At 63.5% G+C, this 14,348-nt stretch carries 15 protein-coding genes; 12 read left to right on the top strand and 3 right to left on the bottom strand.

Annotated features, from left to right (window positions below; translation table 11 throughout):
- Position 1: 1 nt before the first annotated feature.
- The 10 genes from Amn_RS29470 to Amn_RS29425 all read left to right on the top strand — a co-directional run bounded on the left by Amn_RS29470 (position 2) and on the right by Amn_RS29425 (position 9,036).
- A complete protein-coding gene (locus Amn_RS29470) occupies positions 2–193 on the top strand; it encodes a ferredoxin (RefSeq protein WP_442866541.1) in 192 nt (63 codons plus the stop codon).
- Complete coding sequence (locus tag Amn_RS29465) at positions 193–1,269, top strand: hypothetical protein (protein ID WP_154384374.1); 1,077 nt, start codon at positions 193–195, stop codon at positions 1,267–1,269. The genes Amn_RS29470 and Amn_RS29465 overlap by 1 nt, the downstream gene beginning before the upstream one ends.
- Complete coding sequence (locus Amn_RS29460; protein ID WP_067968149.1) at positions 1,266–2,060, top strand: thiamine pyrophosphate-dependent enzyme; 795 nt, start codon at positions 1,266–1,268, stop codon at positions 2,058–2,060. Before Amn_RS29465 ends, Amn_RS29460 begins: the two co-directional genes overlap by 4 nt.
- On the top strand, positions 2,057–3,553 hold the full coding sequence (locus tag Amn_RS29455) for a class I adenylate-forming enzyme family protein (protein ID WP_067968146.1): 1,497 nt from the start codon (positions 2,057–2,059) through the stop codon (positions 3,551–3,553). Before Amn_RS29460 ends, Amn_RS29455 begins: the two co-directional genes overlap by 4 nt.
- A 48-nt stretch (positions 3,554–3,601) precedes the next feature.
- On the top strand, positions 3,602–4,846 hold the full coding sequence (locus Amn_RS29450; RefSeq protein ID WP_154384373.1) for an ABC transporter substrate-binding protein: 1,245 nt from the start codon (positions 3,602–3,604) through the stop codon (positions 4,844–4,846).
- Between the two features lie 14 nt (positions 4,847–4,860).
- Complete coding sequence (locus Amn_RS29445) at positions 4,861–5,724, top strand: branched-chain amino acid ABC transporter permease (RefSeq protein WP_067968139.1); 864 nt, start codon at positions 4,861–4,863, stop codon at positions 5,722–5,724.
- Complete coding sequence (locus Amn_RS29440) at positions 5,721–6,728, top strand: branched-chain amino acid ABC transporter permease (protein ID WP_067968137.1); 1,008 nt, start codon at positions 5,721–5,723, stop codon at positions 6,726–6,728. Before Amn_RS29445 ends, Amn_RS29440 begins: the two co-directional genes overlap by 4 nt.
- A 5-nt stretch (positions 6,729–6,733) precedes the next feature.
- On the top strand, positions 6,734–7,498 hold the full coding sequence (locus tag Amn_RS29435) for an ABC transporter ATP-binding protein (RefSeq protein ID WP_067968134.1): 765 nt from the start codon (positions 6,734–6,736) through the stop codon (positions 7,496–7,498).
- Positions 7,491–8,195 (top strand): ABC transporter ATP-binding protein, encoded by a 705-nt coding sequence (locus Amn_RS29430; protein ID WP_154384372.1) that lies wholly within the window; start codon positions 7,491–7,493, stop codon positions 8,193–8,195. Before Amn_RS29435 ends, Amn_RS29430 begins: the two co-directional genes overlap by 8 nt.
- A 64-nt stretch (positions 8,196–8,259) precedes the next feature.
- A complete protein-coding gene (locus tag Amn_RS29425) occupies positions 8,260–9,036 on the top strand; it encodes a ferredoxin--NADP reductase (protein ID WP_154384371.1) in 777 nt (258 codons plus the stop codon).
- Between the two features lie 153 nt (positions 9,037–9,189).
- Here the strand turns inward: Amn_RS29425 and Amn_RS29420 are convergent, their stop codons facing one another.
- On the bottom strand, positions 9,190–10,062 hold the full coding sequence (locus Amn_RS29420) for a helix-turn-helix domain-containing protein (RefSeq protein WP_067968122.1): 873 nt from the start codon (positions 10,060–10,062) through the stop codon (positions 9,190–9,192).
- A 90-nt stretch (positions 10,063–10,152) separates the two neighbouring features.
- Between Amn_RS29420 and Amn_RS29415 the strand changes: the two genes are divergently transcribed.
- Both Amn_RS29415 and Amn_RS29410 read left to right on the top strand, forming a co-directional pair.
- Entirely contained in the window at positions 10,153–11,688 is a 1,536-nt protein-coding gene (locus Amn_RS29415; protein WP_286298633.1) for a 4-hydroxyphenylacetate 3-hydroxylase family protein, read from the top strand.
- A gap of 22 nt (positions 11,689–11,710) precedes the next feature.
- The gene (locus tag Amn_RS29410; protein WP_067968116.1) at positions 11,711–12,223 is read left to right on the top strand and encodes a flavin reductase; all 513 of its coding nucleotides are present in this window, start codon (positions 11,711–11,713) and stop codon (positions 12,221–12,223) included.
- A 71-nt stretch (positions 12,224–12,294) separates the two neighbouring features.
- Here Amn_RS29410 and Amn_RS29405 read toward each other — a convergent pair whose 3' ends face one another.
- The gene (locus Amn_RS29405) at positions 12,295–13,320 is read right to left on the bottom strand and encodes an ABC transporter ATP-binding protein (RefSeq protein WP_067968113.1); all 1,026 of its coding nucleotides are present in this window, start codon (positions 13,318–13,320) and stop codon (positions 12,295–12,297) included.
- A complete protein-coding gene (locus Amn_RS29400) occupies positions 13,317–14,342 on the bottom strand; it encodes an ABC transporter ATP-binding protein (RefSeq protein ID WP_286298625.1) in 1,026 nt (341 codons plus the stop codon). The genes Amn_RS29405 and Amn_RS29400 overlap by 4 nt, the downstream gene beginning before the upstream one ends.
- Positions 14,343–14,348: the final 6 nt, after the last annotated feature.

The following is a 14,348-nucleotide window of genomic DNA, read 5'->3' as shown; positions in this document are numbered from 1 at the left end:
TATCGTTGCCTGTCCGCCGAGGGTCCTGACCATGTCCAGGACAGGTAACGCCACCGGCTATCTCTATCCCGAACTTGCTCCCGGCTGCACCGGCTGCACCGCCTGTCAGCAGGTGTGCCCCGATTTTGTCTTCGAAGTCTACAAGTACCACGAGCCGATCGTTTCGGGCTCCGACGCCGAAAGGATGCAGTGATGACGATGCGCCTGATGGATGGAAGCGAGGCGATCGTCGAGGCGGCGATCCAGGCTGGCCTGCGCTTTTATGCTGGCTATCCGATGTCGCCGGCGACCGAGCTGCTCGAATACATGGCCGAGAAACTGCCGCACCATGAAGGGGTCTGCATCAATGCGGCGACGGAGATAGAAGGCATCAACATGGCACTGGGTGCTGCAGCCGGTGGTTTTCGCGCCGCCAGCGGCTCCTGCGGCCAGGGCCTGGCGCTGATGCAGGAGGCGATCGCGGAGGCCGCGCTCAACGAGACGCCGATCGTCATCTTCAACATGGCCCGCAACCAGCAGGATTATTTCCAAGCGACACGCGGCGGCGGTTGGGGTGACTACCGCACCATCACGCTGGCGCCAAAGGATCTGCATGAGGCGGTCGAGCACGCGCAACTCGCCTTCCACCTCGCCGACAAGTACCGCGTGCCTGTCATCTTCATGGGCGACAATCTGCTCGCCCGCACCCAGATGGGAACGACGCTGCCGCAGCTTGACCTCGAGCCGCTGCCGCCCAAGGACTGGCAGCTCGACGGCACTTCGGGTGGCACCGGCAAGTCGCGCCAGATCTGGACCTTCGGTTGTGGCAAGACCAACGACCCCGGTCCCGGCCCGAGCAAGCACTGGGAGCGCATCGCCGCCAAGTTCGACGCCATCGCCGAAGTCGAGGCGCGCCATGAAGAAGGCTTCACGGACGACGCTGAAACGCTCGTCGTCGCCTTCGGCTCTGGCGGCAAGTTCGTCGAGCATGTGGTGCGCGAGATGCGCGCCGACGGCCACAAGGTGGGCTACTTCCGCCCTGTTACACTGTGGCCTTATCCGGGCGAAGCGCTCGAGCGGGCGTCGCAGGGCTGCAAGTGCGTGCTGGTGTTCGAGCTCAATGCCGGCCAGATGATCGATGACGTCAGGCTCAACGTGCACGACCGCAAGCTGGTCAAGGCTATCGGCGGCGTCAGCTTCGATGAGTCCGGCCTGAACCTCGGCCCCCTCATGGATGCGACCGTGATCCGCGAGCGCATCGAGCTAGCCATCCACGGAGCCAGCAAATGAGCATCGTCATGACCACGCGCCCGCCCGAGGCGCCCAGCAACAAGGTGGCTTCGTTCAAGCCGACGCTGCTGCAGACCGAGGAACATCATCTTTGCCCAGGCTGCGGCGAGCCGGTGGCCATCCGCCTAGTGCTCGAGGTCATCGAGGAACTCGGCCTAGCTCAAAAGAACGTATCGATCATCGGCCATGGTTGTTACGGCTCGTTCATCATGACGATGGATGTCGACTCCACGCTTTGCCTGCACGGACGCGCACCCGCGGTTGCGACCGGCCTCAAGCGCATGCGTCCGGAGGTCGCCGTATGGACGTTGCAAGGCGATGGCGACATGACCAGCGAGGGTCTCGCCGAAATACTGCATGCGACGGCACGCGGTGAAAACATCACCTGCATCCTGCTGAACAACGGCGTGTTCGGCGACACCGGCGGCCAGATGACGGCATCCTCCGTCATCGGCCAGCGCACCAAGAACACGCTCGAAGGCCGCGATGCCGCCTATCACGGCTATCCCATCGTCATCGGCGATATGGTGGCGGCGATGCCGGGATCGGCCTTCGTGGCGCGCGGCTCGGTGCACAACGCCGCCTCGATCGCGGCGACGCGGCGACTGATCCGCAAGGGCTTCCAGCGACAGATGGAAAAGAAGGGGCTCAGCCTCGTCGAGATCCTGACCATGTGCCCGACCGGCTGGTTCGTGCCGGCATCTGGTGGCGCGGACTACATGATGGAGTCGCTCGGCAAGACCTACCCGCTGGGCGAAATCAAGGACATTGCGGCTACGGAACAGGCATGATGCAACGGCACGTCCATCGCATACTCGATCTTGCTGTCAGCTCGACGCCGAATGCGCTCGCAGCGTCGCTCGATGAACACACTGTCACGTTCGCCGAGGTCGATGGCGCTGCCAATGCGATGGCAAGGGTCCTCCAATCCCTCGGCATCAAGCGTGGCAGCCGCATTCTGTTTCAGGCCGAAATGACACTCGATCATCTGGCTTTTTATTTCGCCAGCCAGCGACTGGGGGCCGCCTTCGTGCCGCTGAACCCGGCGCTGTCGCAAGATGAGCTGTTGCCGATTGCCGACTACATCCGGCCAGACCTTCTCGTGCTCGATCCGTTGCGGCAGCACGGCCATCGCTTCTCCTCAGCCTGCGCCGATGTTCCGGTGGCGATCCTCGGCGCTGGCGCCGCGGCAACTGCGGGCGTGAACCTTGATGCTCTCGCCAGCAGGGCCAGTTGCGACCGACTTCCCGACCTTGGCGTCGAGGAAGAGGACAGCCACGCGATCTTCCTGACCAGCGGCAGCACGGGCCGGCCGAAGGGCGTGGTGCTGTCACATAAGGCAAGTTGGCTGCGCTCCTATCTCGGCGCTTCGCGTTTCGTCACGTCAGGTGGCCGTGGCGAACTGATGACGTTCCCGATGTTCCATTGGGCCGGCTGGAACTACCTGATGGAGAACTGGGCGCATCGGCGCGCTGTGCACTTCGTCAGCCGTCCCGAAGGCGACATGCTTGCCCGCGCCATAGACCGCTGGAAACCGGCTTTTCTCTACTGCATTCCGGCTGTCTGGGAGCGGCTGCTCGCCTCCAACGTCGCTTTCGACGCTACGGTGGTGCGCTCGGCGGCGTCAGGCACGTCGCGCTTCGACCCCGTGCTGATGGACCGCATCCGTGCCCGCTTTCCGCGCGCCTATCGCGCTGCAATGTACGGCTCCACCGAGTTTGGCGCGGCACTTGGCCTCAACGATTCCGAGATCGATCGCAAGCCCGGCAGTGTAGGCCTGCCCCTGCCTGGCAACGAGACGCGCATTGTCGATGGCGAGTTGCAATTGCGCTCACTCAGCATGATGGACGGCTATTTCGAATTGCCCGATCAGACTGCCGAGGTGTTCGTCGACGGCTGGTATCGCAGCGGCGATGTCGCCGAGACGGATGACGAAGGCTTCCTGACCATCACGGGTCGCCGCCGCGAGGTCATCCGCTCGGGTGGCGAGACGGTTGCACCTGCCGAGGTGGAGCTCGCGCTCGCCGGCTGCCCGGGCATCCGTTCGGTCGCCGTTGTTGGTTTGCCGGACCCCGTATGGGGCGAACTGGTCTGTGCTGCCGTCGTACTCGACCGCCCGGGCGAATGCCCGAGCCTGGAGGCCGTGCGCAGCCATCTCGGCCAGTCGCTGGCGACCTTCAAGCATCCGCGCCGCATCGTGGCTGTCGACGAACTGCCAAAGACGCCGGCCACCGGACAGATCATGCGCTCGCGCGTGAGGGAGTTGGTTCTGCAGATCCACTGACCGCATTCATCCGGGGAGGAGGAAGCCCCGGTCTTTTGGGAGGAAGACATGCGATTGAACAGAAGACATTTTCTGACGACCTCGGCAGCGGGCGTCGGCGCGCTGGCTATGCCTGGCATCTTGCGCGCGCAGCAGGGAGAAGCTGTACGCATAGGCCTGATCACCACGTTGAGCGGCCCGGGCCAGCTCTACGGCAACTATATCAAGGATGGTTGCGAGATTGCGGTCGAGCGCCTCAATGCTGCCGGCGGCGTCAATGGCGCGAAGATCGAGCTGGTGGTGCGTGACGACAAGAACTCGCCCGAAGGTGCCGTCACTGCTTTCCGCGAACTGACCGGCAACGGCATCAAGCTGTTCGCCCAGGGCACCTTCACCGCCAACCTGCTCGGCACCTTGCCGCTGCTCGAGGAAGCTGACGTCACCATGGTGATGGTCGGGGCATCGGCGCTCGCACTGACCCATGAAGCCTTCAATCCGCGCGCCTTCCGCCTCGGGTTTTCGTCGCCGATGTGCTTCGGCGGCTATGGCACCCTGATGGCCCAGAAGCACCCGGAGATCGAGAAGTGGGCGACGCTGCGCTCCGACGTCACCGCGCTTGCCGACATCACCAACGCCTTCACCAAGGGGCTGGAGGCGGAAACCGAAAAAGCCGGTCGCAAGGTCGAGGTGCTCGACCCGGTGCTGGTGCCCTATGGCGGGGCCGACTTCCGCAACCAGATTTCCAACATCATCGGGTCGGGCGCGCCGGGGCTGTTCAACGTCCTGCAGGGCGCCGACGCCATCAGCTACTACAAGCAGGCTCGCACCTTCGGTCTCGACGAGAAGTTCAAGGTGCTGTGCGACAGTGCCAACGAGTTCGCCATCGCCAAAGCCATGGGCGCCAACACGCCTGCATCGCTGTGGAGCTGGACCGGCTGGTATCCGGCTGCCAACAAGGGCAACCCGGTCAGCGGCGAGGTCCACAAGGCCTACATCAAGCTGCGCGGCGACGAATATCCGAACTGGTACATCGGCGTTTCGCACGACAGCATCCTGACGATCGCCAATGCCGTCGCCAAGGCGGGTTCGCTCGACGCGGCCAAGCTGATCCCGACCATCGAGACCGAGACGCCGCAAGGGGCGCTGGGCAAGATCCAGTTCCGCAAGGAAGACCACGGCTTTGCCGGTGACCTGACCTACATCCGCTTCGGCCGCGACGACAAGAATGCCAATGGCTGGAGCGTGTTCGAGACGGCGCAGCTTCCGGGCGCGGAGTTCCTAGAGAAGGCAACTCCTGGCTCCAAGCTCAACTAGAGGCGGAAAATCAGATGTTCACGCTGGTCAACGGTCTCACGACCGGGATGGCCGTGTTCCTCGTCGCCGCGGGTCTGACCCTCGTCTTCGGGATCATGCGCATCCTCAACTTCGCCCATGGCGCCTTCTTCATGATCGGCGCCTATGTCGCGAGCTCGCTCGTCGGCTCGGCTCCGCGTTCGGTCCTGGCGCTGGTTGCCGCGGCCGTCGTTGCGGCGCTGGTGGTGGGCGTCCTCGGGATCGTTGTCCAGCGTTTCGTCCTTCGGCGCATTCAGCATGTCGACGAACACTACATGCTGATCGCTACCTTCGCGGTGATGCTTGTCTGTGTGGGCTTCGTGAAGCTTGTCTGGGGACTGGAATTCCTGTCGGTCGATCCGCCGCCCGGCATCGATACCGGTGTCGACATCTTCGGTCTGTTCGTGCCGTCCTTTTCGCTGTTCATCATCGGCTCCGGCATCGTCGTTTTCCTGGTACTCGACTTCGTCATTCATCGGGCCTGGGCCGGCAAGATGATCACCGCGATCGCCCGTGACGGCTGGATGGCCGAATTGCTGGGCATCAACGTTCCGGCGGGCATCATGGCGGCGGTTGGCGGCAGCTTTGCCCTTGCCGGGCTTGCCGGCGGACTGCTGCTGCCCAATCAGACGCTGTCGCCGGCGCTCGGTGACACCTTCCTGCTGCTCGCCTTCATCACCGTTGTCATCGGCGGGCTGGGCAATGTCCGCGGCGCCTTTATCGCCGCCATCCTGCTCGGCCTGATCGACGGCCTCAACACAATGTTCCTGCCGGCCTATCCGGGCGTTGCCGTCTATGTCGGCATGGTCGCCTTCCTGCTGATGTGGCCGAACGGCATACTCGGGGAGAGCCGGCTATGAACCGCACCATTTCGGGCGCTCTGCTCGCTGTCCTTGCGGCAGCGCTTGTCCTTCTGCCCTTCTGGGCCAATTCCGGGCTTGTGTTCCTCACTGGCACGACGATGGTTGTCGCCGTCTTCGCACTCTCCTGGAACCTGCTGTTCGGTTATGCCGGCCTGGCCAGCTTCGGCAGCGGTGGGCTGTTTTCCATCGGCGCCTATACGATGGCAGTGACACTGCGCGGCGGGTATGAAGGGCAGTTCCTGCTGCTGATCGCCCTGTCGACGGCCATTGGCGGAGCGGTGGCGTTTGCCATCGGTGTCGTGGCGCTCAGGCGGTCGACCGGCATCTTCCTGGCCATCCTGACGCTGGCGCTGGCCGAGCTGCTGCGCATCACGCTCGCCAAGATCCATTGGCTGGGTGCGGAGGACGGCATCCCGAGCATTGTCCGGCCGAAGGCCTCCATCGGCGTTGCTACTGTCGATCTCGCCCAAGGCAACCACTATTACTGGTTCCTGTGCGTCGCCTGCGCTCTTCTGGTGGCCCTGTGCTGGTGGATCGCCCACGGTCGCTTCGGTCGCACGTTGCGCACGATCCGGCTGGACACCGAACGCGCCGCGTTCATGGGCGTCGATACTCATCGCTACCGCCTGGTCGCATTCACCATTTCAGGGGCGATTGCCGCCTGTGCGGGCTCGCTCTTCGCGCCCTGGGCCCAGATCGTCACGCCTGACATCGGCAACATGATGCGCTCGACGCAACCGATACTGTTCACCCTTCTTGGCGGTGCTTCGTCCTTCTGGGGGCCGATGATCGGTGCCTTCCTGTTCTCCGCAATCGAGTTCTCGACGCGCACCCTGGTCGGTATCCAGGAGATCATCACCGGCGGCATCCTGCTTGGTGTCGTACTGCTGTTTCCCACTGGCGTGGCCGGTGCCTGGAACGCGCTGGTCGCCCGTCTTGCTGATCCATATCGGGCCGAGGCGAAGGCCACAGCGACGACCCTCCGGCCGGTGAAGGAGTAGGCGTTATGATCCGGCTGCATTCCGTCGACAAGAGTTACGGCGCGCTCAAGGTACTGCACGGCATCGAGGCGGAGATTCTGGAAGGTGAGACCTTCGCCATCATCGGCCCCAATGGCGCCGGCAAGACGACACTGTTCAAGGTCATGACTGGCGAAGTCGGCTGCGAGGCGGGCACCGTCGAGTTCCTCGGCAAGGATGTAACGAAGGAACCGGCATACCGCCGCACACGCGCGGGCATGGGCCGCACCTTCCAGATGGCGCGCATCTTCAAGGAAATGACTGCTGAGGAGAACATCGTCGTTGCCATCGAGGCGCGCGCCAAGAACATGGGACAGCGGGACACCCCCTGGTATCAGGTCAGACCGTCGCGCGCGACCGTGGACGAGGCCGGTGAAATCCTGGCCAGGCTGTCGCTCGAGCGCAAGGCAAGGATTGCCGCCGCCCAACTGTCGCATGGCGACAAGAAGCGCCTGGAACTTGGCATCACGCTCGCCGGGCGGCCCAAGGTTCTGATGCTCGACGAACCCACCGCAGGCATGTCGCCCAGCGAACGCGTTGGCGTGACCGAGCTGATCCGCAGCATCAGTGGCAAGGGCAGCGGCCTGACCGTCATCATGACCGAGCACGACATGGGCGTCATCTTCGGGCTGGCCGACCGTATCATGGTGATGAACCAGGGCCGCAAGATCGCGGAAGGCAGCATCGATGATATCCGCGCCGACCCTGTGGTGCGCGACGTCTACCTCGGCAAGGAGGCGCATCATGCTTGAGGCGAACCGTATCAACGCCTTCTATGGCAGCAGCCACATCCTGCACGGCGTCGAACTCGATGTTCCTGTCCTCGGCCGGGTGGCCGTGATCGGCCGCAATGGCGCGGGCAAGTCGACGCTCTTGAAGTCGATCATGAATGCCGGCCCGACCGTCGACGGCGAGGTCCGCTGGGAGGGCCGGTCGCTCAAGGGCCTGCCGGCGTTCAAGCGGGCACGGCTCGGCCTGCAGTTGGTACCGGAGGACCGACGTATCTACCAGCATCTGACGGTGCGCGAGAACATCAGGATGGCTGCCTATGCAACCGCGCCCGGCCGTACGCCCATTCCTGCTCAGGAGATCGTCGACCGCTTCCCGATGCTGCAGCCGATCAGCGAACGCGGCGGCGGCCAGATCAGCGGCGGCCAGCAGCAGATGGTGGCGATTGCCAGGGCAATCGCCTGCCGCCCGCGGTTGCTTCTGCTGGACGAGCCGACCGAGGGGCTGGCACCGGCGATCGTCGAGCAGCTTGCCATCAGCGTGCGTGAACTGTGCGAGGCCGAGCAGGCGGCGCTACTGTTGTGCGAACAGAACATCTGGTTTGCCAGGCAGACAACCGACACGGTGCTGGTGATGGACACCGGCCGCATCGCCTTCCGCGGCAGTTGGCAGGAGTTTGACGCCGACCCTGACATCAAGCAACGGCACCTGGCCGTCTAGCCGAGTACCCACCCACACGTCCACCGTCCAAACGGACCTGAACCCTTAGCGAGGAGCACGGGGAATGAGCAACCTTACCCAACAGCAGGTGTTGAGCGTGCATCACTGGACCGACACACTTTTCTCCTTCACCACGACACGCGATCCGGCGTTCCGCTTCGAGAATGGCCAGTTCGCCATGATCGGGCTGGAGGTGGATGGCAAGCCGCTGCTGCGGGCCTACAGCGTGGTCAGCCCAAATCATGACGAGACGCTCGAGTTCCTGTCGATCAAGGTGCAGAATGGCCCGCTGACCTCGCGGCTCCAGCACCTCACTGTTGGCGACAGCATCGTGGTCGGCCGCAAGGCGACAGGTACGCTGCTGCTTGCCAATCTCGCGCCAGGCCGCAATCTCTACTTGTTCGGTACGGGCACGGGGCTGGCTCCTTTCATGAGCCTCATCCGCGACCCTGAAACCTTTGAACGCTATGAGCATGTCGTGCTGGTGCATGGTTGCCGGCAAACAGACGAACTGGCCTACAAACAACAGATCACCGAGGAATTCCCGGCCAACGAGTATTTCGGCGAATTGCTGTCGGAAAAGCTGATCTACTACCCCACCGTGACGCGGGAACCCTTCCGCAACCGCGGCCGGATCACTGACCTCGTCCGCGCGAGCACACTTGTGTCAGACATCGGCCTGCCGGAGATTTCAGCAGAAAATGACCGAGCAATGCTTTGCGGCAGCCCTGCTTTCATCGCTGACATGCGCGAGATCCTCGAAGGGCTCGGTATGCGTGAGGGCAACAGCTCGATACCTGGCGACTACGTCGTCGAGAAGGCTTTTGCAGAGAGAGCTTAGTTGGGCTGCGATGCGGCGGCAGCGAGACAGTCGCTGCCTCAACGGTCGAGAAATGGAGTTCTCGACGATCATAAGGGATGCACGCCCCCGCAGGAATGAGGGCAGGTGTAACAGTACCTCGTCGATTTCGCCCGGTTGTCCGCCCCGGCATCTCTACTGCGCCTCGATCTGGCGTCTACGCCAGGTTGAAGGCGCTTCGCCGCAGCGGCGGCGGAAAAAGCGCGAGAAATAAGCCGGGTCGCCGAAGCCGGTCTCAAAGGCGATGTCCTCGACCGGCCGGATGGTGAACATCAAGAGCCGCTTGGCTTCGAGCAAACGCCGCTCCAGCACCACGTCCTTGACCGACATGCCCAGCACCTGGCGCGCGGCCTTGTCGAGCAGGTGCGGGGTCGTCGCCAGTGCCGCGACATAGTCGTCGACAAGCCAGGCTTCGCGATAATGCGCTTCGACGGCTCCGCGCAACGCCGTCGCAAGAACGACAGCGGGTGATCCTACCGCCTGCGGCTGACTGTGGTTGAGCCGCGCGATGTAACACAGCGCTGAGGCCGCCAGTTCAGGCATCAGCTTTCCGGCCATTGGCGCGTCGTCGCGATACTCGGAGGCCAATGTTTCGACGACCGTTGCAAGCCGGCGCCAGCTGTCGCTTTCGCCCTGGCCGGCGACGAAAACCGGCGTGTCGAGCGACAGCTGAAGCTGCCGTGCCAGATCCTTGAGCATGTCGTCGGCTATGGAAACCACTGTCGCGTCGGCATCAGGCTCGACGTCGAAACCATGGACGATACTGCTGGGAACGAAACTGACCGCTGGCGCGGAAAAGTCCCATGACGTGTCTTCGATCCGGTAGTGGCCACTACCCTGGGTCCACAATGTGATCTGGCCCATATGCGGGTGTCGATGCGCTCGAACCTTGCCGAAATGGATGTCTTTTCTGTCGCTTACAGCCTCGACATGGAGAAAGCCGACTTCGAGGAGGCGGCTCGGCTCGCCATAGACGAAAAAGCTCGGAATGTTGGGATCGGATTGCATTCCGGAAAAAGTACAAGCGAATTTGGCAACCTGTCCATCCCCTGCCCGCTCCTTTCGCGCTAGGTTCGGGCATCATCAGGGGAGGACAGCGTGCGTTCCGAAGATTTCCGCCAAGACAAGACCAGGCCATTCACAGGCGCTGAATATCTCGAAAGCCTGAAGGACGGGCGCGAGGTCTATATCAATGGCGAACGCGTGGCCGACGTCACCTCGCATCCGGCGATGCGCAACTCGGCCCGCTCGCTGGCCCGGCTCTATGATGCGCTGCACGACCCCAAGCGCAAGGACAGCCTGACGTCCCCGACCGACACCGGTTCGGGCGGCTTCACCCACAAATACTTCCGCGTCGCGCGCTCGTCGCAGGAGCTTGTCGCCCAGCAGGGCGCGATCGCCGAATGGGCGCGCATGTCTTATGGCTGGATGGGGCGGACTGCCGACTACAAGGCGGCGTTGATGAACACGCTCGGCGCCAATGCCGACTGGTACGGCCCGTTCAAGGACAACGCACTGTCGTGGCATAAGCGAGCGCAGGAATCCGTCCTGTTCATGAACCACGCCATCGTCAACCCGCCGATCGACCGCCACAAACCGGCCGACGCGGTCAAGGATGTGTTCGTGCACATCACCAGGGAAACCGACGCCGGCATCTATGTCTCGGGCGCCAAGGTGGTGGCGACATCGTCGGCACTGACGCATTACAATTTCCTGGCCCAGAGTTCGGCCACGGTCACCGAGGATCCTTCGCTGTCGGTGATGTTCATCGTTCCGATGAACGCGCCCGGCATCAAGATGTTCTGCCGTGTCTCCTACGAGCAGACGGCCAACACAGTCGGTACACCCTTCGACTATCCGCTGTCGTCGCGCTTCGACGAGAACGACGCGATCCTGGTGCTGGACAATGTCTTCATCCCCTGGGAGGACGTGCTGGTGCTGCGCGACGCACCGAAGATTCTGTCGTTCCATCCCGCTTCCGGCTTCATGCATGGCTACTGCTTCCAGGGTTGCACGCGCTTTGCCGTCAAGCTCGATTTCCTCGCCGGCCTGCTGGCCAAGGCGCTGCGCGCCACCGGCGGCGATGCCTTCCGCGGCAACCAGGCAGCGCTGGGCGAGGTCATCGCGCTCAGGCACATGTTCTGGAGCTTCTCAAATGCCATGGCCTACAACCCGATCCCATGGGCGAATGGTGCCGTGCTTCCCAATCTCGAGGCCGCGCTATCCTACCGGACCTTCATGTCGGAGGCCTATCCACGCGTGATCGAGACGGTCCGCAAGGTCATCGCCTCGGGCCTGATTTACCTCCCCTCCTCCGCCGCCGATTTCGACAATCCCGACATCAATCCCTACCTCGCCAAGTATGTTCGCGGCTCCAACGACATGGGCCATGTCGAGCGGATCAAGATCATGAAGCTTCTGTGGGATGCGACCGGTACCGAGTTCGGCGGCCGTCACGCGCTCTACGAGCTGAACTACGCCGGCGCGCCCGAAGAGGTCCGTCTGCAGGTGCTGAAGGGTGCCGAGCGCGGCGGTCGCCTGAAGGCGATGGAAAAACTCGTCGACACCTGCATGGCCGACTACGACCAGAACGGCTGGACCGGTGATACCTGGCTGCCGCCGCTTCGCGGCTGACGGCCAAGGGAGGAGAAAAGCCATGCCGGACGTTCTCACGAAGGTCGAGTTCCGCAACGCCATGGCCAGGGTCTGCGCCCCGGTCAACATCGTCTCCACCGACGGTGAAGCCGGTCGCGGTGGCTTCACCGCAACTGCCATGTGCAGCGTTTCTGACGAGCCGCCGACCATTCTGGTCTGCATGAACGGGCGTTCGGCACAGTGCGACATGTTCCTCACCAACCGGCGCTTCTGCATCAATGTGCTTACGCAGGAACATGCACACCTGGCCGGCAAATTCGCGGGCACGACACAGGACATGGATGAACGTTACGCCGCCGCCGACTGGCTCGTCATGGGCTCCGGTTCGCCGGCGCTGACCGACGCCATCGTCAATCTCGACTGTGAACTGGAGACTGTGCACCGCGTCGGCACCCACAACGTGATGATCGGGCGCGTGACCGAGGTTCGGCAGCGCAACGACGGCAACGCGCTGCTCTATGTCGATCGCAACTATGCCCACCCATCGGCGCCTCTCGGCAGTTTCGGCGGCTGAGCCGATCGTATGGAAATGAAGAAAGGGCGGCTCAAGGCCGCCCTTTCTGCTGCCGGCTTTCGGTCGCCAGACTATCCGGCAGCGATCGCCGGAACCTGATCGGCGTAGTGACAAGCCGACTGGCGGCCAGCCGCTACCTGCCGGAGTGCGGGCACTTCACTGCGGCACTTGTCCTGCGCCATCGGGCAGCGCGTGTGGAAAAGGCAACCGTCTGGCGGATTGACCGGACTGGGCAACTCGCCTTTGAGCACGAAACGCTTGCGGGACGCCGCGCGGTCAGGATCGGGATCGGGCGCAGATGAGAGCAGCGCCAGCGTATAGGGATGCAACGGCCGCTCGTAGAGCGGGCCGACCCCCGCGATCTCGACGATACGTCCGAGATACATCACCGCGACGCGGTGCGAGATATGGCGAACCACCGACAGGTCATGGGCGATGAACAGATAGGACAGGCCGAGATCGCGCTGCAGGTCCTGCAGGAGATTGATGACCTGGGCCTGCACCGAAACGTCGAGCGCCGACACCGGTTCGTCGCAGATGATCAGCTTCGGCCGCAATGCGAGCGCCCGCGCGATGCTGATGCGTTGGCGCTGCCCACCGGAAAACTCGCGGGGGTAACGGTAGTAGTGCTCCGGGTTGAGCCCGACCCGGCGCATCAGTTCCTGAACCGCAGCTTGACGGCCTTCGGCCGGTGTCATGCCCTGAATCAGGAACGGCGCGCCGATGATATCGCCGACCGTCTGGCGTGGATTGAGCGACGAATACGGATCCTGGAACACCATCTGGATGTCGCGCCGCAGCGCGCGCAGATCGGCCCCCTGGATGTGCGACATGTCGCGGCCCTGAAAGCTGACCCGGCCGCTGGAGACATCGAGCAGCCGGGCGATCAGGCGTCCCGTCGTCGACTTGCCGCAGCCGGATTCGCCGACGAGGCTAAGCGTTTCGCCCGGCGCGACATCGAAGGACACGCCGTCGACAGCGCGGACCGATCGCGCCTGCCCGCCGAACAGACCGGTGGACAGCGGAAAGTGCTTGCTCAGCTTTTCGACCTTGAGCAAAGGGGCAGCGTGTTGCGACGCTGACGATGGCGCGTTCATGGCTGGACCTCGGATGCTGAGGGCTGGCGTGGATTGGAACGGGCGGCGGCCCGGCCGGTATCCGTAAGATGGCAGCGGATGGAATGGCCGGCAGCGATGTCGGTCGGCAATGGCGCCTGGCTGGCGCACAGCCCGTCAGGCACAGAGGCTGCATGGCCACATCGCTTCCGGAAAGCACAGCCTTCGGCAAGGCCGGCAAGCGAGGGCGGCGACCCCGGGATCGCCGTCAGCCGGTCGCGCTGGTGGTCCAGCCGTGGAATGGATTCGAGCAGACCCCAGGTGTAGGGGTGCGAAGGCCGATAGAAGACGTCGCGCACTGTGCCGGTTTCGACGGCGCGTCCGGCATACATCACCACCACCTCGTCGGCGACTTCCGCGACGACACCCAGATCGTGGGTGATCATGATGATCGCCGACCCGAACTCGCGCTGGAGATCCTTGAGCAGATCGAGGATCTGGGCCTGAACGGTGACGTCGAGTGCCGTCGTCGGCTCGTCGGCGATCAGCAATTCGGGGTCACAGCACAAGGCCATGGCAATCATAACGCGCTGGCGCTGGCCGCCGGAAAGCTGGTGCGGATAGCTGTCGAAGGCGCGTTGGGTATCGGCTATGCCGACACGCGCCAGCATGTCGAGTGTGCGCTGCCGGGCTGCTTTGCGCGACACACTGCGATGCGTGCGATAGGCCTCGACTATCTGTTCGCCGACCTTGTGATAGGGGTGCATAGCGGTCAGCGGATCCTGGAAGATCATCGCCATACGGTTGCCGCGCAGCCGTCGCAGCGTCGATTCCGAAGCGCCCACCACCTGGGCATCGCCAATGGCGATCTCGCCGCTGATGCGCGCTGCCTTGCCGTGCAGGCCAAGCATCGCAAGGCTTGCCGCCGTCTTACCCGATCCGGACTCGCCAACGATGGCAAGCGTCTTGCCGCGCTCGATCGAGAAGGACAGTCCATCGACGGCGCGGACCAAGCCCTCCTCCGCCGGGAAATGCACCTTCAAATCGCGAACAGAAACGAACATGTCGTC

The sequence above is a fragment of the Aminobacter sp. Y103A genome (genome assembly GCF_030294925.1).
Classification (GTDB): domain Bacteria; phylum Pseudomonadota; class Alphaproteobacteria; order Rhizobiales; family Rhizobiaceae; genus Aminobacter; species Aminobacter ciceronei.
This window is presented reverse-complemented; position numbering and strand designations above follow the sequence as displayed.

Excerpts from the sequence above, each read along its gene's own strand:
- Amn_RS29465 (WP_154384374.1), top strand. The coding sequence starts at position 193 with ATGACGATGCGCCTGATGGATGGAAGCGAGGCGATCGTCGAGGCGGCG.
- Amn_RS29460 (WP_067968149.1), top strand. The coding sequence starts at position 1,266 with ATGAGCATCGTCATGACCACGCGCCCGCCCGAGGCGCCCAGCAACAAG.
- Amn_RS29455 (WP_067968146.1), top strand. The coding sequence starts at position 2,057 with ATGATGCAACGGCACGTCCATCGCATACTCGATCTTGCTGTCAGCTCG.
- Amn_RS29450 (WP_154384373.1), top strand. The coding sequence starts at position 3,602 with ATGCGATTGAACAGAAGACATTTTCTGACGACCTCGGCAGCGGGCGTC.
- Amn_RS29445 (WP_067968139.1), top strand. The coding sequence starts at position 4,861 with ATGTTCACGCTGGTCAACGGTCTCACGACCGGGATGGCCGTGTTCCTC.
- Amn_RS29440 (WP_067968137.1), top strand. The coding sequence starts at position 5,721 with ATGAACCGCACCATTTCGGGCGCTCTGCTCGCTGTCCTTGCGGCAGCG.
- Amn_RS29435 (WP_067968134.1), top strand. The coding sequence starts at position 6,734 with ATGATCCGGCTGCATTCCGTCGACAAGAGTTACGGCGCGCTCAAGGTA.
- Amn_RS29430 (WP_154384372.1), top strand. The coding sequence starts at position 7,491 with ATGCTTGAGGCGAACCGTATCAACGCCTTCTATGGCAGCAGCCACATC.
- Amn_RS29425 (WP_154384371.1), top strand. The coding sequence starts at position 8,260 with ATGAGCAACCTTACCCAACAGCAGGTGTTGAGCGTGCATCACTGGACC.
- Amn_RS29420 (WP_067968122.1), bottom strand. The coding sequence starts at position 10,062 with ATGCAATCCGATCCCAACATTCCGAGCTTTTTCGTCTATGGCGAGCCG.
- Amn_RS29410 (WP_067968116.1), top strand. The coding sequence starts at position 11,711 with ATGCCGGACGTTCTCACGAAGGTCGAGTTCCGCAACGCCATGGCCAGG.
- Amn_RS29405 (WP_067968113.1), bottom strand. The coding sequence starts at position 13,320 with ATGAACGCGCCATCGTCAGCGTCGCAACACGCTGCCCCTTTGCTCAAG.
- Amn_RS29400 (WP_286298625.1), bottom strand. The coding sequence starts at position 14,342 with ATGTTCGTTTCTGTTCGCGATTTGAAGGTGCATTTCCCGGCGGAGGAG.